Genomic DNA, 23,879 nt, shown 5'->3' on the forward strand with positions numbered 1-23,879 from the left:
GGGGGACGCGATGATATCATCAGACGCCAAGGTCAAGATACAAAATTTTGGCCGCTTCTTATCAAATATGGTCATGCCGAATATCGGCGCTTTTATTGCGTGGGGCTTTATTACCGCGCTTTTTATTCCAACAGGTTGGGTACCCAATGAGACGCTTGCGTCATTAGTTGGCCCCATGATTACTTATTTGCTGCCTCTGCTGATCGGCTACACAGGTGGTAAATTGGCAGGCGGCGAACGTGGTGCCGTGGTAGGTGCAATCACCACTATGGGCGTGATTGTTGGAACGGACATCCCAATGTTCATGGGTGCCATGATCGTCGGGCCTATGGGTGGCTGGGCAATCAAAACTTTCGATAAAAAAATCGATGGCAAGGTGCGCAGCGGCTTTGAAATGCTGGTGAACAACTTCTCAGCCGGCATTATCGGTATGCTGTGTGCCATCATCGCTTTCTTCCTGATCGGCCCATTCGTGAAGGTGTTGTCAGGCGCATTAGCGGCTGGGGTTAACTTCCTCGTTACCGCTCACTTACTCCCTTTGACTTCAATTTTTGTTGAGCCAGCCAAAATCCTGTTCCTCAACAACGCGATTAACCACGGTATTTTCTCACCACTGGGTATTCAGCAAGCCAGTGAAACGGGCCAATCCATCTTCTTCTTGATTGAAGCCAACCCGGGCCCAGGCCTTGGTATTTTGCTGGCGTACATGGTGTTTGGTAAAGGTACCGCTCGCCAAACCGCTGGCGGTGCAAGCATCATTCACTTCTTCGGTGGTATTCACGAGATCTACTTCCCTTACATCTTGATGAACCCACGCCTGATTTTAGCGGCGATTGCTGGCGGTATGACGGGTGTATTTACCCTAACGGTATTCAATGCAGGTCTGGTCTCTCCAGCATCTCCGGGTTCTATTTTCGCAGTACTGTTGATGACCAATAAAGGTTCAATTCTGGGTGTCGTCTGCTCCATTTTTGCGGCCGCCGCGGTTTCCTTCACGGTGGCAGCACTGCTGATGAAAGCTCAAACCTCAACCGAGCAAGATGGCGATAAAGACGCGTTGGTGAAAGCCACGTCCAAGATGCAAGAGATGAAAGCGGGCCCTAAAGGTCAATCAACACCAACTGCCGCGCAGAATAAGAAAATCGACATGGCGAATGTACAAAGCATCATCGTCGCTTGTGATGCAGGCATGGGCTCCAGTGCCATGGGGGCAAGCATGCTGCGTAAGAAGGTTCAAGAAGTTGGTTTACCAATCATTGTCACCAACATGGCGATCAATGCATTGCCTGCGGAGGTAGACATAGTCATCACGCACCGAGATCTGACTGACCGTGCACGCAAACATGCACCACAAGCCGAGCACATTTCACTCAATAACTTTCTGGACAGCGCACTGTATAGCCAACTGGTCACGCAGCTTCTCGCCGCTCAACGCCATGCCGCGAATGATGGTCAGTTACTCAAACCTTCCATCATGGCCGCCAATGATGACAGTTTTGAAGTCCAACCACCGAGTGTGTTCCAACTGCAAAAAGAGAACATTCACCTTGGCCTGAATGCCAGTAATAAAGAAGAAGCTATTCGCTTTGCGGGTAACAAATTAGTCGAATTAGGTTACGTACACCCAGAATATGTCGATGCCATGTTTGAACGCGAAAAATTGGTTTCTACCTACCTCGGTGAATCCATCGCGGTGCCTCACGGCACAGTGGATGCCAAAGATCGCGTGATCAAAACCGGCATCGTGATTTGCCAATACCCGCAAGGTGTCGCCTTTAGCGAAGACAGCAGCGATGTTGCCAAGCTCGTCATCGGTATTGCGGCTAGAAATGACGAACATATTCAAGTCATTACCACCATTACCAATGCTCTTGATGATCAAAGTGCTATCGACAAACTCACCTCAACCAAGGACGTGAGTGATGTACTGAGCATTTTGGCCACCAGCCAAGCAGCATAACGTTTTTGCTCCTGAGGCAAAACGAGGTCAGCAACGCCCCCTATGTGGCTGACCTCACCTCAGGCAGTAAGGGTAACAATTCAAGATTGAGGTAGGTAAAGATGAAAAAGAATGCAGTTCATTTTGGCGCAGGCAATATTGGCCGCGGATTTATTGGAAAACTTCTGGCGGATGCCGATATCGCCGTCACCTTCGCGGATGTTAACGAACCTTTAGTGGATCAATTGAGCCATCAGCAAGAATACAAAGTCAAAGTAGTGGGTAACGAATGCAAAATGGAGACCGTTAGCCACGTCACCGCGGTTAACAGTGCCAGTGAAGCCTTGATAGAGCGGATTATCAAAACCGATTTGGTCACCACGGCCGTTGGCCCAACAGTGCTCGATATCATCGCCAAAACCATTGCCAAAGGCTTGAGTGCTCGATTTGCGGCAGGCAATCGCCAGCCACTCAACATCATCGCCTGTGAAAATATGGTGCGCGGTACCACCCACCTTAAACAGCAGGTGTATCAATTCCTCACCACCGACGAGCAACAACAAGCCGATGCTTTAGTGGGGTTTGTTGATTCCGCAGTCGATCGCATTGTGCCACCGCTGCAAGCCGCCAACGATGACCCGCTGGAAGTGACAGTAGAAAGCTTTAGTGAATGGATTGTTGATAAGCAGCAGTTTAAAGGCGAAATCCCGCATATTGAGGGGATGGAAAAAACTGACAATCTGATGGCGTTTGTCGAGCGTAAACTGTTTACCCTGAATACGGGTCACTGCGTTACTGCTTATTTAGGATGTTTGAAAGGGCACCGCACCATTCGAGAGGCCATTGAAGATCCGAGCATTCAGGCGCAGGTGAAACAAGCGATGCAGGAGAGCGGCGAAGTGCTGATCCGCCGTTATGGTTTTGATCGCGCACTGCACAGCGCCTATATCGAAAAAATCCTTACCCGCTTTGCCAATCCTTATCTGGTGGATGAAGTGGATCGCGTTGGTCGTCAGCCGCTAAGAAAACTTGGCGCAAATGATAGATTAATCAAACCGTTACTCGGTACAATCGAGTATGGCCTGCCAAACGGCATGTTATTGAAAGGCATCGCGGCCGCACTGAAATACCGTAATGACAGTGATCCGCAAGCCGTGGAACTGCAGCAAAGCATTGAAAAAGAAGGGGTTCGCTCTACACTGGCTCGCTACACAGGGTTAGCAGCAGACAGTGTTGAAGCGCAGAAGATTGAAGCACTCTATCAACAAATGGATTGAAGTCTCAGGATAACTGTTTGAAAAACAATGTTATCGGAAGCCTTAAAATGTCGAGAGCCGTCACTCGCTCTCGACTTAACCCAACAACAGATCAGTTTATGGCAGAAAAAATTAACGAATCCGACATTCTGGAGCGCTTGAATCAGACCAACACGGTACGAGGATTCTTCATTACAACGGTTGATGTGCTGACCGAGGCCATTGATGCACTGATGCAACGCATTTTCCGTAAAGACAACTTTGCGGTGAAATCCGTGGTAGAACCCCTGTTGCACGATACTGGCCCACTGGGTGATCTCTCCGTTCGTCTGAAGCTTTTGTTCGGCCTCGGCGTTATCCCGGATGAAGTTTTCCACGATATTGAGCAGCTCATCAAACTGCGTAACCAGCTCAATCACGATGCCACTGAGTACCAATTCACCGATCCTCAAATTCTTGCCCCAATCAAAGCGCTGAATTTGGTTAAGAAAATGGGCATGTTGCACTTAAATGTGGTGGAACCCGACGATGATATTGACCTCAGCTTTTACCATTTGCAGTTGCAGCGCCAGCAGCAAGTCATTAAATCAGGGCTCTCTTTAGCCATCATTCAGATTTGCAATACGCTCAATAAAGACAGCCCATTTTGAACCGCGAGATTGCCGCACCAGCCGCCGCATAAACCGCACGATCACAACACAAATCTCACATCCATTTTTCGCATTGTCTGTTTATCGTGCTAGCCTGAAGCCCTTTTCTGATAACCGATGATCGAAGAATGAAAATCGCCATGATTGGTCTGGGTGATATCGCCCAGAAAGCTTACCTTCCTGTATTAGCTCAATTACCCGATGTCGAACTGGTGCTGTGTACCCGCAACCCGAAAATATTGGGAACACTGGCTACGCGTTATCGAGTCAGTGCAACTTGTACTGATTACCGCGATGTTTTACAGCATGGGGTGGATGCGGTGATGATCCATGCGGCGACCGATGTTCACAGTACATTGGCAACCTTTTTCCTAACCCAAGGTATTCCAACCTTTGTTGATAAACCGCTGGCCGCGAGCGCACAAGAGTGTGAAGACTTGTATGAGTTAGCGGAGAAACATCACCAACCACTTTATGTCGGATTTAATCGACGCCATATTCCGCTCTACAACCAACATCTGCCAGAACTGCGCCATCAAGAATGTGGTGAGTTGCGTTCGTTACGTTGGGAAAAGCATCGCCACGCCCTACCCGGTGATATCCGCACTTTCGTGTTTGATGATTTCATTCATCCTCTAGATAGCGTCAACCTTTCGCGTCAACGCAACTTAGACGACATCCATCTGACCCATCACATGAGCGGCGGCGGGCTGCTTGCTCGCCTTGATCTTCAATGGCAAGCGGGCGATACCTTACTGCACGCTTCGATGAACCGTCAGTTTGGGATCACCACCGAGCATGTCACGGCCAGCTATGACAATGTGGCCTATCAGTTTGATTCCTTTACCCAAGGAAAAGCGTGGCGAGATAACCAAGAAAGCCGAGTGGCCTTAAAAGATTGGACGCCAATGCTGGCCAGCAAAGGCTTTGAACATATGGTGCAAGACTGGCTACAGGTTGCGGCGACAGGCACGCTGGCTGCTCATATCATTGAACGTAACTTAGCGAGCCACCAGCTGGCAGAAGCGATTTGCGAACATCTCATTCAACAGGTTCAACGATAAGTCGAATCGAAGCAGCAGGAAACTGGCTCGCGCAATTCCAGTGAATTTCGCCTTTAAGCCAATGAGTTCACCCCAACCACGAAGATACACTCTAGGGTTGGGGTGAATATATTTCATCAACATGCTTCGATGGGACGAGTCTATAACGCCGCACTTACCAGCTTTTTTCGCCCATGTTCACTTCCGCACTGAGCTGCAAGCTACCGTCATCTGGCAAGGTTGGGTAAATCGCGCGCATTTTCTCAATCACTTGTGAAGAGTGAGTCGAGCTATCCAAAGCCTGTTCAAATTTCACTAAGTACTCTTTGGTGAACGTCACCGCTTGTAGTCCTTGTGGGATCTCGTGACCATAATGCCCCGGGATCACCTGCTTAGGCTTCAGGTCGGCCATACGATCTAGGGTTTCAACCCACTCCATACGAGCTTGTTTGGTTTGGCTGTCTGCCGTCCAAACGTGCATATCACTCATCACCGCGACACCACCTAAAATGGTCTTTTGCGCGGGCAGCCAGAGGTATGCTTGTGGGTGATTGAGCTGCTTGATCTCGATCTTTTCGCCATCCAGCACAAATTCGGTGCGGTTATCCACTTTAGGCACAATCACTTTGGTTGGCGCTTTTTCTGCGAGGATCGGCCCCCAATAGCCAATTTTCGCATCTTTGGTCATTTCAATGTGTTTGACCACACTCTCACTGGCTAAAACCGGAACGTTGGGAAAGGCTTCCACCAGAGGTTGTAGACCAAAATAGTAATCCGGATCGCCCGCGCTGATGTAAATAGCGGTGAGCTCTTTGCCTGACTGTTTCACCATCTCCACCAACTTAGCGCCATCATTCACACCAAATTGAGCATCCACTAAGATGGCGTGCTTTTCGCCACTGATCAGCGTAGAGCTGACGGGGAATATGCCCTGCTCACCTGGGTTATAAGTTTGTAGTTGCAGCGCAGCAAAGCTTGAAAAAGCAGGTAACATCAGTGCAGTGGTCAAAAAGGTACGAGTAAAATTCATGTTTGTGTCTCCGTAGTGCATCAATACGGTGACAGCTTATTGTGTTTTAATTTGAACAAATAGATCGCATTCTGAACATCACTGATTCAAATCAGTTAGCCAATCAAACGGGATTGCCTAGAGAACCTCACAGATTTCTGTTCCCATTGCCGATCGGCATTGAGTCTCTTCCTCGCCTTATGCTTGAATGGAGCGCAGACACCGAGGAATTTCAGCATGGCCGACAAACTTTCCACCTCCGCCTTGGCAAAAAAGCGCCAGCAAGATGCCAAACAGCTGTTTCAGGATTTGAAAACAGCGGGTTATATCCATCGCCATGATGAGCAGTGGATACTGACCGATCTCGGCACCAAGTTTGGTGGTGAATATGCCCAGCACCCTAAGTATGGTCGCTTTATTGTCTGGCCTGAGAATTTGCTGATCGACTTACACGCCACCTCCGGCCAAACACTCACCGCCACGCAAGTCGGGGAATATTTCAAATTAAACCCGAAGAAAATGAATCAGTTATTCAGTGAATTAGGCTGGATAGCGCGTAGCGAAGCTGGTTGGCATGCCACTGAAAGCGGCCTGCGTGCCGGAGCCCAACAGCGTGAAGAAAAAAGCTCAGGCAATGGGTTTGTGGTCTGGCATGAAGCGATACTGCGTAACCGCCACTTACGCCAATCCGTGGTTGAGTTTCTCGGCCAAGAAGCACAGGCTCACGCGACCGATAAATCTTATTCTAGCTTTCGCCAGAAATTTGCCGCCAAACACCGCACTTTGGATGGGCACTATGTCCGTTCAACGGGTGAACTGCTGATTGATAACTGGTTGTATCTGGCTGGCGTGGTACACGCTTATCAGCGCCCGCTTCCCATCGAAGAGGAAGTGACCAGTGATTTTTATCTGCCAAGCGGCAAGGTGTATTTGCAATTTTGGGGTACAGACGAAGGTGAAATTGCACCAAGCGAGCAACAAAAAACCCGCGCACTCTATCAAGCACACGGGTTAGGGTTAATTGAGATCCAGCCTCATGATATCACGCAACTTGATGACATTTTGCCCGCGAAATTGCGTGAGTTCGGCATTAAAGCCTATTAACGAGCGTGATAACGCGCACGCGCGGCTTCTTCAATTGGCACCACGGTTTTGCCAATCGGTGCCAATGAAATCACCGCCAGTTTTAAATGCTGTAACGCAAACGGAATACCGATGATGGTGATAAAACAGGCCACCGCAGACAAAATATGCCCCACCGCCAACCAAAAACCAGCTAAGACAAACCAAATAATATTGCCTAATACGCCAAAACCGCTGGTACCAATGTCGGTCTGCTGAGTCAATTCATCACGCGAAATGGCTTCATAACCAAACGGCCAGAACGAGAAATTCCCCATCACAAAACAAGCACGTCCCCACGGAATACCAATGATGCTGATAAACGCCAGCACGCCAAATAGCCACCAAGCCAATCCCATCACTATGCCACCGCATAAAAACCAAATAATGTTGCCTAGCGTTCTTAACATCACGTTACCTCAAGTTGTTAAAGGTGTTTCACTCGCCCTAAGCTAATCATGCCACCATGAATGGCAGATGAATATCCGTTGGCGACTTAAAGCATTTCTATTTGCGGATACAATTAAAACAACCCTTGCCATACAGCGGTGGCTCCACTGGTCATACACAGAGCTAAAGCAGTCAAGCGAATTTTTTCTTTCGGCAACGAGTGAGTGGTTTTACGTGCCAGCGCGTAGCCTAACCAAGCAGCGGGGATCAACGGTAAAGTCAGTAACACATGGTGCCAAGTTAAAAAACCCGTCGGCCACTGCACCATCAAAGAGATGATCGAGCTAAACACAAAGAAGGCAGACAAATTACCGCGCAATTGGTTAGCATCTTGATGCTGAAGCAGCAGTGCCATGGGTGGCCCACCTATGCCACTGCTGGTACCAAATACGCCCGAGAAAAATCCCGCGATCCCCATCCGAGTTGGGTTCGGTTCAATACGCAGAGGCAGTAAACTTACCGCCACCGCAAAGAGTACCAACAGGCCAAGCCACAGCGCCAACGCCTGTGTGGAAATCCACATCAGCAGCAAACCACCGACAACCGAGCCCGGAATGCGCCCAATTAAGGCCATTTTTAAGCCACCAATCGAAATGCTTTCACGATGTTTCATGGCATTAAGCAGTGAAATGTACAGCGCAACTAAACAGATCGGTGCAGGAACATAATCAGGAGAGACGAGGAACAAGAGCGGCGAAGCGACCACGGCCAGCCCAAAGCCAATCGCGGTCTGTACAAAGGAACCGATAAACACTAGTAACATTGCAATCCATGCACTCGCGCCTAAATATTCCATTTTCTTCCCTTGTACTGCCACTCATCGAAGATACTGACGTTATCAGTTCAGCGATATTTCGCAATAGAAACGTTTCGCCCGAACTCAGCTCAACGGCTTACATTCCGTAACGGAACGTTTTGCCCAAATTGACCATGTCACGGTGCACAGGCGCAAGCGCTGTCGCGTAGGCACTCAGCAAGGCAATGGTGTATTCACTGCGTGCCTGCATCTGTGGATCAGTGAGCTGATGCTCGGCGGTGATGAGCTGTTCGCAATCGCGGAAAATCAGATGATCCGGTAAAAAACAGACGTGATTATTCTTGTTGCCCGTCATCCGCAGCTCACTGATCGGGTACACGCCATTGACACTGGCCGACACACTCACCAGCAACGCGGGCTTGTGTGCCAGTTCGTCATCCGTCGTCAGCAGTAAAAAGTTCTTCAATGCAGGGGTTGCCATACCGTGCCATTCGGGAGTGATAAACACAAACGCATCCGATTGTTTCAGCCCCTGCGCGACATTACGCCAAGGCTGCCATTGCTCACGGTTCTGCCATACTCCTTCATTCCAAAACGGTAAATCCAACTCGTGTAAATCCAGTATTTCGATCTGATCAAAATGTGCTTCCGCGAGACTTTTTAAGTAGTTCGCCACATTCAAACTTTGTGAATGTGCTCTTTGGCTGCCAGAGACGAGAGTAAGTTTCATATCAATTCCTTTTTAAACTGAAAGAGGGTGTTGTTGAATAAGTGGTTGAGGTGGAACGAGGGATAGCCAGCACGATCGAGATAAAAATCGCCCCTGCTCCCAAAATTTGCGTCCAAGTGAGTGCTTGATCGAGAACCCAGTAGCCCAGCAAGCAGGCAGAAACACTGCTCAAAAATCCGAGAAAAGACACAGTGACAGTTGGCAGTTGCTCAATACCACGGAACCAGAGAAAGTAAGCCAACATAGCGCCAACCACACTCAGGTATCCGTAACCGAGGTAGTTAAGTGGGGTAATTTGCTCAGGAATGCCTTCAATCCACAGCGTGGTTGGCAGCAAAAACAACCCACCAAACAGTAATTGCCAGCCAGTAAATCCGAGCGTGGACATACTCTGAGAACGTCCCCATTTTTTGGTCAGAACGACTCCGGATGCCATACTAAGTGTTCCTAAACAGGCCACCAATAAACCTTGTATGCTCAAGGCTGCGGTTTGGTTAAGCACCAATAGCCCAATCCCAATGACTCCGATACCACCTGCGATCCACTGCAAATGCGTAATGCGTGTGCTCAGTAAAATCCAGCTCATCGTCATCACCAACATAGGTTGGAAGGACATAACTAAGGCCGCCATCCCACCCGGTAATTCAGTGGCCGCAAAAAATAAGCAGTAAAAGAAAAAACCAATATTAAAAAAGCCCAATACTGGCAAACGCCACCACCAATTTCCCGTTGGTAAAGCTCGGCTAAACAGCACCAGCAATATCCCAGCAGGCAGAGCTCGTACCAAAGAGGCCATCAGTGGTGAATTCGGCGGCAGAGCTTCTGTCGTCACAATATAAGTACTGCCCCAAACGATGGGAGCAATCGCAGTAAGCAGTAGCGTCTTCATTCCTGACCTTGTGTTCATATTTCACCCTACCTAGATGAGCTAATCCTTTTCGACAAAGTATCTTTCATAAAAGATACTTTGTCGAAAATAATAGAAAAGTAATTTTTGATCAAGTATCTTTTTGAAAAGATATTTTGAGTGAGAACACTATGCCTTCAGATACCCCGATGTCTCCAGAGAATGCTATGCCCACCGATAAAGTCGATGCCATTCTTGCGCAATGGCGCAATGTCAGGCCGGATCTGGATTGCTCTGCAATGGGAGTGGTTGGCCGTTTACGCCAGACGAATGGGTTATGGAAAACACGGTTAGATCAAGTGTTTGAGAACTTTGAATTAAGCTCGGTTGAATTTGATATTTTGGCTACGATCCGCCGCAATAACAGAGAGATCACCCCAACCGAGCTATACCAAACCTTGATGCTTTCTTCCGGTGCGATCAGCACACGCATTGAACAATTAGTACAACGCGGTTTGGTGCAACGAGTGGCGAGTGAAGAAGACAGACGCAGTTGTAAGGTGACATTAACGGAACAAGGAATAACGTTGGTCGACCAAGCATTAAATGCCCATGTCGCCAATGTAAATCGCATGTTAGAAGTGCTCACTGAGCAAGAACAAAAACAGCTGGGACAACTTTTAAAGAAAATTTTGCTGGCAGAGTAAGAAATCATAAAGCGGTCGTTTTAGGTGGCGACCGCTAATCTCGATTTCATCAAAATAATGGAAGAAAGTAGATAACGTCTACTCAGTGACCAACGTAAAACCTTCGTCCAACCAACCAGTAACGCCGCCGATCATTTTCTTCACCGGTCGACCTAACTTGGCTAAACGAATCGCCGCTTTTTCAGTGCCATTGCAATGAGGCCCCGCGCAATACACCACAAACAGTGTATCCATAGGGTAATCGGCTAAGGTTTTTTCATTCAGACGTGAGTGCGGCAGACTAATAGCGCACGGAACATGTCCTTCGGCATACAGTGCTTCACCACGGACATCGAGTAACACAAAATCTTGTCTTTCATTGGTGATCGCGTGGTGCACATCCCAGCAATCGGTTTCAAACTGCAACAACGCTTCAAAATGTGCCAGAGCATCCACACTGGACGCCGCAGGCACGCGAGATACGGCACTAGACATTCGACTTCTCCTTGTCGGTTTAATGAGCATGCAGTGTGCCACAAGGTGGATAAGCAAACCAAGCCGTAGCGAAGAAAAAGATCTTGGTTTTATTCGATGAACCTAGCTTATTTCATCGCTCAATTGTCACTCTTCATTCAACACCATTGGCATGGTGCACAAGGCGTTAAAAAATTCAAATAAGGTCATCAACTCACTGTTTTGCAATGACTCTGCTCTCATGCCCAATTGAAATTTTACGCTGCGCTTTTGCCCATGTTCGAGATCCACCAACACCAAACGTCCATCATTTAAGTAAGGCTGAACTAGGTGCTTCGGTAGCCAACCAAACCCGATACCATCAATAATACTACTGAGTGCGGTACTAGGATGCGTCACGGTTAAACGTAAGTGGGAACCGATCCAACCGCTATCCACATCCTGATTGCCAGAATCTCGAATCACAATATGACGAAACGTTTTCAGCTCTGCTTGCGTGATGTTTTTTCGTTGCACCAGCTCGAAATCACTGGCGCAAACACACAGCATGTCCACTTCAAACAAGGACTCTAGAATGATGCCTTTAGGCAACGCGCTCGCAATGGCAAGAGAAACACTGCCATCATTAAGCAGTTGTGAAGCACCGGACAATGCGGTTTCATAAACACGCAGTGAGATATGCGGATAAACCAAATGAAAGCGGTCGATCACTTCCAAAACAAAACGGGCAGGCAATAATACATCCACCGCAATGCTGATTTCCTGCGCGAGTTCGCCTTGAAATTTCATCGCCAGCTTTTCGATTTGCAATGCATTGTGGTGCAGTTCTTGTGCTTTAGGCAGAAGCTGTTTACCAAGCTCAGTGAGCACCGACTGGCGGCCTTCTATGACAAACAGCTCTTGGCCCAGCATGGTCGCCATTTTGTTGATGCTGTGAGAAATGGCTGACTGGCTTTTGTGCAACTGCTCAGCAGCTTTGACTGTGCTGCCATGTTCCGCGACAGCGATAAACGCACGCCACATTTCCAGAGAGATCCTTGCTGACATTCTCGTATCCTTCTCATCCCATTTTCAGCGCGTGCGTGACCTACTAACCTCATCGCTACGCGCTTTATTAATACCGTCAATGGCAGTGAATGGAAAAAGAGTATACCGAACAGAAAGTGGCAAGAAAGATATTTGATAACACTCTGTAAAAGAGCGGTGTCTCTGCACCGCCTGTGACATTTATCGCGCAAGTTTAGCAGCAATTGACGCAACGTGACGCCCTTGATAAATAGCGGTGGCTTGCTCTTTCTCAGAAGGCGCTCGGCTGCCATCAGGCCCGGCAATACACGCCGCCCCAAGCGGAGAACCGCCTTTCACTTCGCTGACATCCATCGTTTCCGGAATGCCATAAGGCAAACCAACGACCACCATGCCATGATGGAATAGAGTGGTGTGGAATGATTGGATCGTCGTTTCATTACCACCACCAGTACCCGTCGAGGTAAATACACTGCCCACTTTCCCAACCAGTTTCCCTGCCGCCCATAAACCACCGGTTTGATCGAGAAAATTACGCATCTGCGCAGCCATGTTGCCAAAACGGGTTGGCGTGCCAAAGATGATCGCGTCATAATCGGCGAGTTCCTCAACTTTGGCCAACGGCGCAATTTGATCCAGCTTGATGCCCGCTTTTGTCGCAATTTCCTGCGGTACCAACTCAGGCACACGGCGAATGTCCACGCTCACCCCTTCTACGCTACGCGCACCTTGGGCAATGTAATCTGCCATGGTTTCGATGTGACCGTAGCTTGAATAATACAGAACCAATACTTTTGTCATGTTCGTCTCCTTGAATGCTTGCTTGTTCGATTAACTGAGAAAAATCTGTGCTAACTCTTCGTTAGTCAGCGCTTTTGAAATCACTTGCTCACCATTGATAACAAGGGTTGGGATGCTGCGAATGTGGTATTGGCGTGCCAATGCGAGATCCTGTTCCACAGCATCAAGCGTCTCTTGCGCATGAAACATCTGGCGAAACGCCACTTCATCTAAACCAATATTGACGGCGGCTTTGACGATCGTTTCCAAATCGCCAATGTTGTCGTTCACCAGTAGGTGCAAGCGTTGGATCTCGTCAAAGAAGTCCCAATGCGCCTCATTGCCTGCTAATCTCTCTGCGGCTTTCGCACCAACAGCGGCTAAATAACCGCTCGGATAGTTGAAAGGTTGAGCGCGCATTCCTTCAATATTGAATAACGTCTTGTCATCCGCGGCCTGCTGACAAGCGATCCAGTGGTTGAGAATTTCACTTTTGGCCTGCGCTAATGAGCCGAAGCGCTCAACCATCTCTTCATCACTGCGCTGCAACACAAAACAGCGCTGTACAATCTGGATATTTTGCTGTTTGGCGAGCTTACGCAGACGTGGGCTGAGCACATAACACCAGCCACAGACCGCATCATGGAAGAATTCAATTTGACGAGTAGGTTGTTTGTTCATAGTCGTATCCTCTGTGAATGTGCTTTCATCCTAAGGCGGTTTTTGCCTTACGACGAATGAACAAAGTGACTAATACCTACCTACTTTTTGCGAAGAAAAAATCGCCTCATCTCCTTACTCTTGCTTCACACCCAATGACTTAAGTGTGACAGCGAGGAGCAACAAAAATGAATGTGACAACCATGAAAGCAATCCGTATTCATCAATACGGAGGGCAACAAACCCTACTTACAGAGCAAGTGGCGATCCCCCAAATCGGCGAACATGATGTGCTGATCGCGGTGAAATACAGCGGGATCAATCCTGTTGACTGGAAAGTGCGTGAGGGCTGGTTAGCGAGTGAAAACTTGCATCAACTACCGCTGATCCTAGGTTGGGATCTTTCTGGGGTAGTGGTTCAAATTGGGAAACAAGTTTCGCAGTTTCAAGTGGGAGACGAAGTGTTTGCTTTTGGTGACCTAACCAAAGATGGCGCTTATGCACAATACATCCGTGTTGATGCGTCTTTAGTGGCGAAAAAACCACGCACTCTAACCTTTGCTCAGGCTGCTGCGGTACCCCTTACCTCATTAACAGCGTGGCAAGCCATAACCCAGTTAGCTGAGATAAAACCAGGACAATCAATTCTCATTCACGGAGCCAGTGGCGGTGTAGGGAGCTTCGCAGTACAGTTTTCGGTTCACTTAGGTGCGAAGGTAACCGCCATCGCCTCCGCCAATAATCATAACTACCTTAAATCACTCGGTGTTGAGCATATCGTTGACTACCGTTCGCCAAACTATCTGCAGACGCTCGGTCAGTTTGATTATGTGTTTGATGTGGTGGATAACGATGCGCTTGGTATCTACGACTCCGTGAAGCCATCAGGAAAATACATTTCAACGCTAAAAACACACCAGATCCCGGCTCACTACACTTTTGCCCATGAGCGTGTACTGGTGATGCCGAGTGGCGAGCAGTTATCACACATTGCCACGCTGATTGATAACGGTGAGATCCAGCTGCCGAGCATTCAAGAAATGCCTTTTGAGCAAGTGGCACAAGCGCACGCATTATCGGAAACCGAACACGTGCAAGGAAAAATTGTCCTGCAAATTTAGCCGTGGCGGGATGTTACAACCAAGGCGCATCTGCGCCTTCATTTACACCTGAACAACTTGACGTTGCAGCTCAGCCGCAAGTGGGAGGGACAAGGAGTCGTCATGAAATATTTAGTTATGCTGATTATGTGCGGGATTTTGTGGGGGTCACAATACGAGTTCAACCGTATTGCATTGGAATCAATCCCTGCGATTTGGATTGCCGCTCTACGCTCAGCCTTCGGTGCGGTGATCCTGATTGTCGCGTGTTATTTGTTGAAGTTAAAACGCGAACATGGGTACTGGCCGTTGCTGTTTTTAATCGCGACATTGGAAGCCACCTTACCGTTTCTCTTGGTGGCATGGGGGCAGCAAACAACCCCATCGAGCCATGCGGCCGTCATTACGGGTATGAATCCACTTCTCACCATTTTGCTTGCTCCGCTGTTTTTGAAAAGCGCTCGTCTGGATGCCAAGTCACTGATTTGCGGTATGTTAGGGTTCGCAAGCTTACTGTATCTGTTCTATCCCCAGTTACAGGTGCAAGATGTGAGCAGTTTTTATGATGCCGCGGCCATTTTTATTGCTGCACTCAGTTTCGCCCTGAGCCTAATTTTGGTTAAAAAGCTCGATCAACTAAACCCCATTGTGGTCGCTCGTGATGTGATTGTGCTGTCGGCGCTACAATTACTGCCCGTTGCATTGCTGAGCAGTGAGCTCACGTATAGCCACATTTCAATGCAATCCGGTCTGGCTAGCCTTTATTTGGGTATCTTCTGCGGCGGTGTAGTTTACATTCTCTTCATGCAACTCATTATGAGCAAAGGCCCTGCTTATGCCTCATTGAGTAACTATCTGGTGCCTACCGTGGGTGTGTTGCTGTCTGTTTTAGCACAAGGTGGTGCGGTGGATAATCGCACACTGTTGTGTTTGGCGGGGATCTTGGGCGCGATTTTGCTGTTTCAATTCTGGCCGTTTCGCTACTCGAAACCCAATCGTGCCGTCCATGTAAAGTGAACGGCCGTTATCCCCAAACAACTTGAAGTTGCAGGTAGGCGATAAGTGCGTTCCCCCCCATGAGCATAGACACACTATGTGATTGGGATGAACAAACATAGCCAACACCAATGCAGCTTCAAGTAGGAAGGGGAAACCTTCTTTTTAGTACGCCACACCGATGCGTTGACGAGGATGCTCGGCGTACTCTAGCTCATCAATCAAAGCCACTGCATAGTCGGCAACGGAAATACGGCTGTTACCTTCACTGTCGGTCAGCAGTTGATCACCACCTACGCGGTATTGACCTTGTTTATCACCAGGGAAGATTTCTGCTGCTGGGCTGACGAAAGTCCAGTTCAGCGCACTTTCGCTGGCACGAAATACATCAAGTGCTTCACCTTGTGCTAACGCCTCACCTTTGTATTCTTCTGGGAAATCAGGCACTGTCACTAACTTCACACCCGGTGCGACTTCCAGTGAGCCAGCGCCACCAACCCATAACAAACGTTCTACACCGGCTTGTGGTAACTCATGAAGTAAACGCTGCGCCGTTTTCGCCACCATGTCGTGATTGCCTGCTGCACGCCCGCCGATAGAAGCAACCACAGCATCAACACCTTGCACGGCCTGCTTCAGATCGCTCTCAGGGTTTAGAATATCCAATTGATGTACTGTCACGCCTTGCAAGGTTACTTTTGATGGATCACGCACAATAGCAACCACTTCATGTCCACGCATTTTAGCTTCTGCCAATAAATGGCTACCGATCCAACCTGATGCACCTAGAATTGTGACTTTCATTTTTTACCTTCCTCTTAAATCTGTTTAGGTAAGTTCATTCAACGAGGATAAGTATAGTTTGTAGCATCACGAGCGATAAATGAGAAAAAATGATGTACATTGTATCCAGTTAGTTTGCCAATGAGAGAGCTTATGGATCGCCTCACCGCTATGCGCAGTTTTATTGAAGTGGCGAATACCGCCAGCTTCACCCAAGCGGCCGATAACCTGAATCTGAGCCGTTTACAGGTTTCACGCCACGTTCAAGAGATTGAGGATTGGCTGAAACAGCGGTTATTGCATCGCACAACTCGTCGAGTCAGCCTGACTGCCGCCGGCGAAGAGGCTTTACAACGCTGCGAGCAAATTCTGCACCAAACCATGGAATTGGAAATGCGCGCACTGGAACAATCCGGTTCTTTACACGGCAGCATTCGTATTTCTGCCCCAATTGGGCTCACTCAAAACATGCTGCTGGATGCAGTACAGGCCTTTACCGACTTACACCCGCAAGTGCATTTTGATGTGCTGGCCTCGGATCGTTTTTCACAATTGGTCGATGAACGAGTTGATATTGCTTTGCGCTTTACCCAGCAACCGGACGAAAATTTGATCGCTCGCCGCTTGTTGGAAGTCGGCATGGTGGTGTGCGCAACGGCAGACTATCTCGCACAACAGGCCCCCATCAAGGCACCGCAAGATCTGGCTGAGCACAACTGCTTGGTTCACATCAGTGGCAACAAATGGGATTTCGTGCGTGATAGCGAGCACTTTAGCGTTTTAGTGAACGGTAATATTCGCGCGAACGATATGGGCACGTTATGCCGTGCTGCCCTCAACCACAAAGGGGTGATTCGTCTGCCTTGCGATTTAGCCAATCCGCTGCTGCAATCGGGTCAACTGCAAGCGCTGCTACCCGATTACCATCTGCCCAGTAGCGCGATATGGGCGGTATATCTCTCCCGCAGCTATCAGACGCCTTTGGTCAGGCAGTTTATTGATTTTCTCGCGGAGCGTTGGCAACAAGATTTACTGTGGCCTTAAAACACATCGCCCAACCAGATCGGTTGGGCGAGCAATCAAATATCAGTAGCGGAATTGCCCCACTCGTTTGCTCAATCCAATCGCTTCATGAGACAACTCATTGACAATGGTATCCACTTCGCCCACCTGCTCGGTTACTGAAGAGGAGACATCAGAAATCGATGTGATATTGGCATTGATCTCTTCAGTTACACTGCGTTGTTCTTCTGTCGCTGTGGCGATCTGAATGTTCATTTCATTCAACTCATTCAGCATATCCACAATCTGTTTGAGCATGTCCGTGTTGCTGTTGCAGGTAGAAACACCCCGTATAACGGTGTGATTGGCACTTTCAATCGAGCTGACCACCGCTTGAGTCTCATGTTGCAAACGATCAATCTTATTGCGGATCTCTTCGGTAGACGCTTGGGTTTTCGCCGCTAAATTGCGAACTTCATCCGCGACCACCGCGAAACCACGCCCTTGATCACCGGCGCGAGCAGCTTCAATCGCCGCATTAAGCGCGAGCAAGTTGGTTTGCTCCGCAATCGCTTGGATCACATCCAAAACAGAAGCGATCGATTGGCTTTCATGGTTCAAACGTGCGATCGCTTCCACTGCCGAAGCCATTTGTTGGTTAATGGACGTCATATCTCGTGCTAATTCATCCCCAACCGAGACGCCACTGTGCCCTTTCTGGTTGGCTTCTTGCACAAACAGAGCTGCTCGCTGCGCGAATTGTGACACTTCTGCAATTGAAGCACTCATTTCGTTCACGGCAGTGACGACAGATTCCGTACGCTCATGCTGATCGGAGACGGATTCACGCGTTCCCCCCATATTGTGTGAAATCACTTGGGTATGAGAATTCAATTTGTCAGTCGCCTGTGCAAATTGGCAAATGGTTTCCTGCAGTTGGGTAAACAAGGTATTGAGCGCTTTTGCCAGCTGTTTGATCTCTTCACTGCCTTGTTCTGGCAACCGTGCCGTTAGATCATTATCTCGGCTGATCCGCTGAATTTGGCTGATAGAGACGCGAATCGGTTTGGAAATGCCATTCCCCACCACTAAAGCAGCAACTGTTGCCGCAACAGCCGCGACAACAATCGCAATCACTACTTTGAGAATCACTTCATGGTTCAGCGTTGAAATATCGGCAAGAGCTTCATCTGCCTGCATTTCAGTAACCAAAGCCCAGCGCAGCCCTAATGCTTCCATCGGCACATAGGTTGATAGCCATTTCACGCCGGCAGCACTGGTGTCTTCCACTACGCCTCGTTCTCCTCTCAACGCCTTATCGACGGCTTGAGTATTCACTTTGAGCAAACCAATCGCAGAGCTTCTGTTACGGATCTGGTTGGCTGCGGCTCTGTCTACCTTCATTGATTCCAATGACCCAATAAAGGCCGATTCATTTTCCAATAACTGACGAGGTTGGCTACGCATAAGATGATCATTACCCACCAAGTAACTCTCACCCGTATTACCGAGCCCATTCTCTTTCCAGCGAGAATCGAAAGTCATGATGTTGTTGATTTCATCCACTGGCATTTGAAAAACCAGCACGCCGACACGTTCAGTACCATTAAAAATCGGGGTCGAAATGAAAGAGGCCGCCGCTTCATACGATGGGTAATAAGGCGTGAAATCATCCAGATAATACTGGTTATCCGCCAAGATCTTGGCTTTTACATAGGCTCTCGCCAGTCCACTGTCTTTGTATGGGCCATTGAGCAAGTTGGTTGCAAAATCGAGTTCTTTGAACACCGTGTACACCACATTGCCGTCATTATCGACCATGAAAACATCATACAAACCAAACTGTTCAAGATATTGCTTAATGCCCGGATGGTATTTTTGATGCAGGGTGTCATAGGGGGTGCCTAAAGAATCGCCCATCCATTCATGCTTTGAACCGAGTGGATTCGGGTTGCTCGCAATATAACGAGACTGCAGCGCTTCACCTTGTTTGGATAATTGCCCCAAGCGCATTAATGAATTCGCCTCTTGGCCATTATTCAGTTTTTGGTAATTCTGCCCAAACTGCGAACTGTAATAGTCTTTTAGCGCACGAAATGAAGAGTCAGGCACAGAATCAAGCGGGTAATTTTTAAAAGCATTGGATAAGCCTTGCACGGCATCCACGGTCGAAACCATGTGGGCCAACGTGATCAGTTGTCCCTCAACACTTTTTAAATAGCGTTCAATCTCGCTTTTTTTGATTTCTCGTACTGACAACAGCTGGCTGCTCGCCCGGTTGTAGATGGCTTGCTGTGAAAGCGCCGAGGCGCTCCATCCGATCCATGCTCCCGCAAGCACAACAACGGCGGTCGACAATAAGGTCATTGAAAGTACGATTTTGTTGGCAATTTTCATCGTTATATCCCTACATAACAGATTTTATCCTTGAGAAATCAAGGACTATGCCAACGACAGATAGACAAAAATTGAGTGTATTTATAAGAATAGAGTCTCCTACAAAGCATAGTCAGTGCTGGCTGTCTGTACAAAAAAATGCAAAGAAACTCTTAAACAATAAGCTTTCTGATAAATAGAGCCCTGATTTCAATAAAAAAAACGGCGACCCTTTCAGATCACCGCTATCTCAATCAGCAATACGCTGAAAGATTCGTTTGTCTTCAATTAAGGTTGCTGTTTCGTTGGAGCCAACGCAATCTCACGAATACACACACTTTGCGGTTGCTGGTAAGCAAACAGTACTGCACGCGCGACATCATCTGCCGCCAACACACCGCCCATGTCCACTTTCCAAGCGTCATAACCGTCTTTAATCTCGCTTGATGTGGTGTGTGAAAGCAGTTCAGTTTCTACCGCTCCCGGTGCAATGGTCGTCACACGCACATTGCTGGAGGCCACTTCTTCACGCACGTTTTCTGAAATGGCATGTACTGCAAACTTTGTTCCGCAGTAAGCGGCATGATTCGGGAACGTTTTCTTACCCGCAATGGAACTGATGTTCACGATAGTACCGTGGTTACGATCTTTCATATCCGCCAACACCGCGTGCATGCCATTTAGCAAACCGAGTACGTTCACATCAAACATACGCTTCCATTCACTCGCCTCTTGCGTATCAATCTGCCCCAGCAGCATCACACCCGCATTGTTCACCAAAAGATCTGCCGGGCCAAACATGGCTTCCGCTTTCGCAATTGCAGCGACTAACGTAGCGGCATTAGTCACATCCACTTTTTCACACAGTGTGTTGGGCAAATTCAGGGCTTCTAAACGTTCCACGCGGCGCGCGACCAAAAGCAACGGATGACCCGCTTCACTGAAACGGCGAGCAATCGCTTCACCAATACCAGAACTTGCACCTGTAATAACGACTAACGATTTCATTGGATTACCTCATTGATTCGTAAAAGAGTCTCCTGCCATCTGAGGAGTTCATTGGAATGCGAGCAGTCTAGGTGAAAGCAGATTGTTGATATATAGTCGACAGGTTCACAGACTGTTGCCAATTGATGACTAATTGAAGAGACTACTATGCAGCTTAACCAACTTAATCTGGCCGATATTCGTGCCTTTGTGCTGATTGCAAAACTGGGCAATTTCACCAAAGCGGCGGAAGAACTGGAGGTTTCCCGCTCACATGTTTCACGCCAACTGAGCCAGTTAGAAAACAGCATGGGCGTCACACTCGTCACCCGAACTACGCGCAGCCTTTCATTGACTGATGCAGGTGAGTTGTTCTATCGCCAATGCGAGCAAGCCCTGAGCAGTATTGAACAAGCCGTATTAGCGGCAGTGGATGACGTGCAAGAAGCGCGCGGTGAGCTACGCATCAACAGTGTTGGCGGGCATATCGGGGAAGAGTTAATTGCGGACATTTGCAGTGCCTTTATGCAAGAAAATCCGGAGGTTCGGATTCACCTCGACTTCAGTAGTCATCGCGTTGATTTAATTGAAGAAGGCTTTGACGTGGCATTTCGGATGGGGAAATTGGAAGATGCCAGTTTTATTGCTCGCAAGCTCACTAACGTTGCGATGAGCACCTTAGCGACTCCAGCTTACTTAAAACAGTGTGGGCAACCTCAGCATCCTAAACAATTAGCCGAACATAGCTGCTTAACGGGCTCCGTAAAACGTTGGAGTTATCAACACAATACTACCCAGCAAACCATTGATATCCCGGTCGATGGAGATTTACAGTGTAAAAATGGTCGAGTGTTAGTACGAGCAGCATTGGCGCATAACGGCATCATTCGCGTACCCACTTTCTACTGCCAAGAAGAAATCGCCCGCGGTGCATTAGTGGAAGTATTTCCGGATTGGCATATCCCGAGCGTTGAGTTTTCCCTTATCTACCATAAAGACAAGTATCAACCGGTGCGCTTAAAGCGGTTTATTGAGTTCAGTAAGCGTTATTTTGAGCAGGATTTGCTTTAACCCGAAAGGCTTTAAGGTAATCACTCTTGAATATTTTTGAGCAATAGCGAATTACTAACACTTACTTTGGGGCTTAAAACACATTATTTATACGACTAAAATAGAACAAACCGCTTCGAGGAGTTCAGCGAGTAAACGCCTCGAAGCTGGCGAACAAAACACGTTGTTCAGAAAATATTAAGTCCAAAAATAGCTTTTACATCAAACAGCACTCTTGCCGTTTTTTCTCTAGAAAGTTGGCTTCCTTGTTTCAAAATATCAATCAGTTGAGCTTTATCTTTTAAAAATTCAGATCGTCTTTCTCTTATTGGTTGGAGCATCTCCTGCAAGCACTCTTCTAATATTTTTTTCGTTATGCCATCACCAAGACCACCACCTTGATAGTGCTCTTTGAGTTGGCTGATATATTCCTCATCTGGATGGAATGCATCGAGATAAGTAAACACCACATTTCCCTCAATACGGCCGGGATCTTCGACTCTTAGATGATGGGGATCGGTATACATGGATTTCACCGCTGCGGAGATCTCTTTTGGCGAAGCCCCAAGATTGATCGCGTTGCCCATCGATTTAGACATCTTACTTTTCCCATCCGTGCTCGGTAGCCGTGGTGCATTACTCAGTAGCGGCCGGCATTCATTCAAAACAGTACGCCCAGCGAGTAAGTTCACTTTCCTCACTATCTCATTAGCTTGTTCAAGCATGGGTAATTGATCGTCCCCGACGGGAACGAGAGTGGCGTTAAAACCAGTTATGTCCGCCGCTTGAGATATGGGGTATGTTAAAAATCCAGCAGGAATTGAGCGTTCAAACCCTTTGTTTTGAATCTCACTTTTGACGGTTGGATTTCGTTCCAGCCTACTGATGGTGACAAGGTTGCTGTAATACATGGTCAGTTCAGCAAGAGCGGGAAGTTGTGATTGAAGGCAAATGGTTGTTTTGGTGGGATCAATACCGACGGCGAGATAATCAGCCACGACATTGAGAATGTTGGATGAGACTTTCTTGGGATTGTGAGCGTTATCCGTAAGACCTTGCATATCGGCGACAAGGATCGTTTGCTCATAAATTTCCTGTAAAGCGACACGTTGCTTTAGAGAGCCGACATAGTGACCTAAATGCAAAGGGCCAGTGGCTCGATCGCCAGTTAAAATAATCTCTGTTTTATCAGTATCTTGATGTGTATACATTGTGTATCTCCTCGTTAAAAATAAGTGCTACTGGAGATACAAAAGAAATTACAGTCTTAGCTACCTTCCAGCAGCTTAAGAATGTAAGAATTCCGTGCCGCTCTAATGAGAGCGCCACCAGAAGAAGAATGAAGTAGAAAGTGAAATATCGTTCATCTGGGCAATCTAACAACAATGGTTTGGGAACACAACCTTCTCAAGTGTCGTTTGCGAAAGGAAAATCTGATTCAAACCTACCGTTTTCGACCTTAAAAACGAATAGCCATAAAGTGCTGGTCAAGTTCAGCGCGCTTAGCGACAATACCGCACTTTGAATGACAACGAATGAGAAATACCATGCGCAGTTTTATCCTTCGAGCTCGCTCTGCACCGACCGATAGTCAACGCCTACTGGACGAAATTGGTGGCAAATGCCATACCGAAATTTTGGCGCACTGCATGATGAACAGCCTGTTTACCGCGCAGTCGCATCGTGAAGATGTGGTGATTCATCTGGTATTGGAAAGCACGCGCGATTATTCACGCACCATCACAGTCGAAGCGAATGAAATCAGTGATGTGGGCGGATTCCATGAAGCGGCGTTGATTGCCCTGTTGGTGAAAGCGCTGGATGCCTCTGTTGGTATGGGAAAAGAACAAACTCGTGTGGTTCAGCCGGGATTGACCGTGCGCACTATCAGTTTTGAAGCCCTACTGGGCGAGTTGGCAGAGCATCATTCGCTGTACATGATGGATAAAAAAGGCGATTCAATCCGTGATATTAAGATCGGCCCGAACCCGTGTTTTATTTTGACCGATCACATCCCAATGCCGAAAAAGAGTGGTAACTCGATGAAACGCCTTGGGGTAGAGAAAATCAGCCTTGGCCCCAAAATGCTGTTTGCTTCACAGTGTGTCACGCTGATCCATAACGAGATTGATCACCAAGAAGCGGGTTGGTAGACC

At 48.0% G+C, this 23,879-nt stretch carries 24 protein-coding genes; 11 read left to right on the plus strand and 13 right to left on the minus strand.

Features of this window, described 5'->3' with window-relative positions; translation table 11 throughout:
* Positions 1-10: 10 nt before the first annotated feature.
* The 4 genes from D908_RS18225 (at position 11) to D908_RS18210 (ending at position 4,909) form a co-directional block, all read left to right on the plus strand.
* On the plus strand, positions 11-1,960 hold the full coding sequence (locus tag D908_RS18225) for a PTS mannitol transporter subunit IICBA (protein WP_005522060.1): 1,950 nt from the start codon (positions 11-13) through the stop codon (positions 1,958-1,960).
* A 101-nt stretch (positions 1,961-2,061) separates the two neighbouring features.
* Complete coding sequence (locus D908_RS18220) at positions 2,062-3,216, plus strand: mannitol-1-phosphate 5-dehydrogenase (RefSeq protein ID WP_005522061.1); 1,155 nt, start codon at positions 2,062-2,064, stop codon at positions 3,214-3,216.
* Between the two features lie 98 nt (positions 3,217-3,314).
* On the plus strand, positions 3,315-3,845 hold the full coding sequence (locus D908_RS18215) for an MltR family transcriptional regulator (RefSeq protein ID WP_000818301.1): 531 nt from the start codon (positions 3,315-3,317) through the stop codon (positions 3,843-3,845).
* Positions 3,846-3,973: 128 nt separating this feature from the next.
* Positions 3,974-4,909: a Gfo/Idh/MocA family protein gene (locus tag D908_RS18210; protein WP_005522063.1), complete on the plus strand. Its 936-nt coding sequence runs from the start codon at positions 3,974-3,976 to the stop codon at positions 4,907-4,909.
* Between the two features lie 154 nt (positions 4,910-5,063).
* Here D908_RS18210 and D908_RS18205 read toward each other — a convergent pair whose 3' ends face one another.
* The gene (locus tag D908_RS18205) at positions 5,064-5,918 is read right to left on the minus strand and encodes a Vmh family MBL fold metallo-hydrolase (protein WP_001011944.1); all 855 of its coding nucleotides are present in this window, start codon (positions 5,916-5,918) and stop codon (positions 5,064-5,066) included.
* A 216-nt stretch (positions 5,919-6,134) separates the two neighbouring features.
* Between D908_RS18205 and D908_RS18200 the strand changes: the two genes are divergently transcribed.
* Positions 6,135-7,001, plus strand: a complete 867-nt coding sequence (locus D908_RS18200) for a hypothetical protein (protein ID WP_005522064.1) — start codon at positions 6,135-6,137, stop codon at positions 6,999-7,001.
* Here the strand turns inward: D908_RS18200 and D908_RS18195 are convergent.
* The 4 genes from D908_RS18195 to D908_RS18180 form a co-directional block, all read right to left on the minus strand.
* Entirely contained in the window at positions 6,998-7,429 is a 432-nt protein-coding gene (locus tag D908_RS18195) for a YccF domain-containing protein (protein ID WP_000946560.1), read from the minus strand. The genes D908_RS18200 and D908_RS18195 overlap by 4 nt on opposite strands.
* A 113-nt stretch (positions 7,430-7,542) precedes the next feature.
* Positions 7,543-8,265, minus strand: coding sequence for a sulfite exporter TauE/SafE family protein (locus D908_RS18190; RefSeq protein ID WP_005522067.1), 723 nt, complete (start codon positions 8,263-8,265; stop codon positions 7,543-7,545).
* Between the two features lie 97 nt (positions 8,266-8,362).
* Positions 8,363-8,956, minus strand: a complete 594-nt coding sequence (locus D908_RS18185) for an NADPH-dependent FMN reductase (protein ID WP_000779179.1) — start codon at positions 8,954-8,956, stop codon at positions 8,363-8,365.
* A 1-nt stretch (position 8,957) separates the two neighbouring features.
* Positions 8,958-9,863, minus strand: a complete 906-nt coding sequence (locus D908_RS18180; RefSeq protein ID WP_032467483.1) for an EamA family transporter — start codon at positions 9,861-9,863, stop codon at positions 8,958-8,960.
* A gap of 167 nt (positions 9,864-10,030) precedes the next feature.
* On the opposite strand from D908_RS18180, the gene D908_RS18175 reads away from it, so the two are divergent.
* Positions 10,031-10,510 carry a MarR family winged helix-turn-helix transcriptional regulator gene (locus tag D908_RS18175; protein WP_032467488.1) on the plus strand — a complete coding sequence of 160 codons (480 nt, stop codon included), beginning with the start codon at positions 10,031-10,033 and terminating at the stop codon, positions 10,508-10,510.
* 78 nt (positions 10,511-10,588) lie between these two features.
* Here the strand turns inward: D908_RS18175 and D908_RS18170 are convergent, their stop codons facing one another.
* From D908_RS18170 to D908_RS18155, 4 genes are all read right to left on the minus strand, one after another.
* A complete protein-coding gene (locus D908_RS18170) occupies positions 10,589-10,984 on the minus strand; it encodes a rhodanese-like domain-containing protein (RefSeq protein WP_000093080.1) in 396 nt (131 codons plus the stop codon).
* Positions 10,985-11,110: 126 nt separating this feature from the next.
* Positions 11,111-12,010, minus strand: coding sequence for a LysR family transcriptional regulator (locus D908_RS18165; RefSeq protein WP_082320844.1), 900 nt, complete (start codon positions 12,008-12,010; stop codon positions 11,111-11,113).
* 180 nt (positions 12,011-12,190) lie between these two features.
* Positions 12,191-12,790 (minus strand): NAD(P)H:quinone oxidoreductase, encoded by a 600-nt coding sequence (wrbA, locus tag D908_RS18160; protein ID WP_000170082.1) that lies wholly within the window; start codon positions 12,788-12,790, stop codon positions 12,191-12,193.
* A 30-nt stretch (positions 12,791-12,820) separates the two neighbouring features.
* Positions 12,821-13,450: a DsbA family oxidoreductase gene (locus tag D908_RS18155; RefSeq protein ID WP_005522076.1), complete on the minus strand. Its 630-nt coding sequence runs from the start codon at positions 13,448-13,450 to the stop codon at positions 12,821-12,823.
* 167 nt (positions 13,451-13,617) lie between these two features.
* Between D908_RS18155 and D908_RS18150 the strand changes: the two genes are divergently transcribed.
* Positions 13,618-14,550 (plus strand): NADP-dependent oxidoreductase, encoded by a 933-nt coding sequence (locus D908_RS18150; protein ID WP_005522077.1) that lies wholly within the window; start codon positions 13,618-13,620, stop codon positions 14,548-14,550.
* 102 nt (positions 14,551-14,652) lie between these two features.
* Positions 14,653-15,546 (plus strand): DMT family transporter, encoded by an 894-nt coding sequence (locus tag D908_RS18145; protein WP_005522078.1) that lies wholly within the window; start codon positions 14,653-14,655, stop codon positions 15,544-15,546.
* Positions 15,547-15,690: 144 nt separating this feature from the next.
* Here the strand turns inward: D908_RS18145 and D908_RS18140 are convergent, their stop codons facing one another.
* On the minus strand, positions 15,691-16,329 hold the full coding sequence (locus D908_RS18140; protein ID WP_005522079.1) for an NAD(P)-dependent oxidoreductase: 639 nt from the start codon (positions 16,327-16,329) through the stop codon (positions 15,691-15,693).
* A gap of 132 nt (positions 16,330-16,461) precedes the next feature.
* Between D908_RS18140 and D908_RS18135 the strand changes: the two genes are divergently transcribed.
* Complete coding sequence (locus D908_RS18135; RefSeq protein ID WP_005522080.1) at positions 16,462-17,352, plus strand: LysR family transcriptional regulator; 891 nt, start codon at positions 16,462-16,464, stop codon at positions 17,350-17,352.
* Between the two features lie 42 nt (positions 17,353-17,394).
* Here the strand turns inward: D908_RS18135 and D908_RS18130 are convergent, their stop codons facing one another.
* Both D908_RS18130 and D908_RS18125 read right to left on the minus strand, forming a co-directional pair.
* Complete coding sequence (locus D908_RS18130) at positions 17,395-19,707, minus strand: methyl-accepting chemotaxis protein (RefSeq protein WP_005522081.1); 2,313 nt, start codon at positions 19,705-19,707, stop codon at positions 17,395-17,397.
* Positions 19,708-19,974: 267 nt separating this feature from the next.
* The gene (locus D908_RS18125; protein ID WP_005522082.1) at positions 19,975-20,694 is read right to left on the minus strand and encodes an SDR family oxidoreductase; all 720 of its coding nucleotides are present in this window, start codon (positions 20,692-20,694) and stop codon (positions 19,975-19,977) included.
* A gap of 147 nt (positions 20,695-20,841) precedes the next feature.
* On the opposite strand from D908_RS18125, the gene D908_RS18120 reads away from it, so the two are divergent.
* Complete coding sequence (locus D908_RS18120) at positions 20,842-21,744, plus strand: LysR family transcriptional regulator (protein ID WP_005522083.1); 903 nt, start codon at positions 20,842-20,844, stop codon at positions 21,742-21,744.
* A 167-nt stretch (positions 21,745-21,911) separates the two neighbouring features.
* Here D908_RS18120 and trpS read toward each other — a convergent pair whose 3' ends face one another.
* Positions 21,912-22,934: a tryptophan--tRNA ligase gene (gene trpS / locus D908_RS18115; protein WP_005522084.1), complete on the minus strand. Its 1,023-nt coding sequence runs from the start codon at positions 22,932-22,934 to the stop codon at positions 21,912-21,914.
* 336 nt (positions 22,935-23,270) lie between these two features.
* Between trpS and trmY the strand changes: the two genes are divergently transcribed.
* On the plus strand, positions 23,271-23,876 hold the full coding sequence (trmY, locus tag D908_RS18110; RefSeq protein ID WP_001256106.1) for a tRNA (pseudouridine(54)-N(1))-methyltransferase TrmY: 606 nt from the start codon (positions 23,271-23,273) through the stop codon (positions 23,874-23,876).
* Positions 23,877-23,879 lie beyond the last annotated feature (3 nt).

The organism is Vibrio mimicus CAIM 602 (assembly GCF_000338875.1).
Taxonomy (GTDB): domain Bacteria; phylum Pseudomonadota; class Gammaproteobacteria; order Enterobacterales; family Vibrionaceae; genus Vibrio; species Vibrio mimicus.

Bases quoted from the DNA above. Each gene is read 5' to 3' on its own strand.
- D908_RS18165 (WP_082320844.1), bottom strand. From the start codon at position 12,010: ATGTCAGCAAGGATCTCTCTGGAAATGTGGCGTGCGTTTATCGCTGTC.
- trpS (WP_005522084.1), bottom strand. From the start codon at position 22,934: ATGTATACACATCAAGATACTGATAAAACAGAGATTATTTTAACTGGC.
- D908_RS18210 (WP_005522063.1), top strand. From the start codon at position 3,974: ATGAAAATCGCCATGATTGGTCTGGGTGATATCGCCCAGAAAGCTTAC.
- D908_RS18200 (WP_005522064.1), top strand. From the start codon at position 6,135: ATGGCCGACAAACTTTCCACCTCCGCCTTGGCAAAAAAGCGCCAGCAA.
- D908_RS18175 (WP_032467488.1), top strand. From the start codon at position 10,031: ATGCCCACCGATAAAGTCGATGCCATTCTTGCGCAATGGCGCAATGTC.
- D908_RS18225 (WP_005522060.1), top strand. From the start codon at position 11: ATGATATCATCAGACGCCAAGGTCAAGATACAAAATTTTGGCCGCTTC.
- wrbA (WP_000170082.1), bottom strand. From the start codon at position 12,790: ATGACAAAAGTATTGGTTCTGTATTATTCAAGCTACGGTCACATCGAA.
- D908_RS18205 (WP_001011944.1), bottom strand. From the start codon at position 5,918: ATGAATTTTACTCGTACCTTTTTGACCACTGCACTGATGTTACCTGCT.
- D908_RS18195 (WP_000946560.1), bottom strand. From the start codon at position 7,429: ATGTTAAGAACGCTAGGCAACATTATTTGGTTTTTATGCGGTGGCATA.
- D908_RS18120 (WP_005522083.1), top strand. From the start codon at position 20,842: ATGCAGCTTAACCAACTTAATCTGGCCGATATTCGTGCCTTTGTGCTG.
- D908_RS18180 (WP_032467483.1), bottom strand. From the start codon at position 9,863: ATGAACACAAGGTCAGGAATGAAGACGCTACTGCTTACTGCGATTGCT.
- D908_RS18140 (WP_005522079.1), bottom strand. From the start codon at position 16,329: ATGAAAGTCACAATTCTAGGTGCATCAGGTTGGATCGGTAGCCATTTA.
- D908_RS18170 (WP_000093080.1), bottom strand. From the start codon at position 10,984: ATGTCTAGTGCCGTATCTCGCGTGCCTGCGGCGTCCAGTGTGGATGCT.
- D908_RS18125 (WP_005522082.1), bottom strand. From the start codon at position 20,694: ATGAAATCGTTAGTCGTTATTACAGGTGCAAGTTCTGGTATTGGTGAA.
- D908_RS18185 (WP_000779179.1), bottom strand. From the start codon at position 8,956: ATGAAACTTACTCTCGTCTCTGGCAGCCAAAGAGCACATTCACAAAGT.
- D908_RS18130 (WP_005522081.1), bottom strand. From the start codon at position 19,707: ATGAAAATTGCCAACAAAATCGTACTTTCAATGACCTTATTGTCGACC.
- D908_RS18215 (WP_000818301.1), top strand. From the start codon at position 3,315: ATGGCAGAAAAAATTAACGAATCCGACATTCTGGAGCGCTTGAATCAG.
- D908_RS18145 (WP_005522078.1), top strand. From the start codon at position 14,653: ATGAAATATTTAGTTATGCTGATTATGTGCGGGATTTTGTGGGGGTCA.
- D908_RS18155 (WP_005522076.1), bottom strand. From the start codon at position 13,450: ATGAACAAACAACCTACTCGTCAAATTGAATTCTTCCATGATGCGGTC.
- D908_RS18220 (WP_005522061.1), top strand. From the start codon at position 2,062: ATGAAAAAGAATGCAGTTCATTTTGGCGCAGGCAATATTGGCCGCGGA.
- D908_RS18135 (WP_005522080.1), top strand. From the start codon at position 16,462: ATGGATCGCCTCACCGCTATGCGCAGTTTTATTGAAGTGGCGAATACC.
- trmY (WP_001256106.1), top strand. From the start codon at position 23,271: ATGCGCAGTTTTATCCTTCGAGCTCGCTCTGCACCGACCGATAGTCAA.
- D908_RS18190 (WP_005522067.1), bottom strand. From the start codon at position 8,265: ATGGAATATTTAGGCGCGAGTGCATGGATTGCAATGTTACTAGTGTTT.
- D908_RS18150 (WP_005522077.1), top strand. From the start codon at position 13,618: ATGAATGTGACAACCATGAAAGCAATCCGTATTCATCAATACGGAGGG.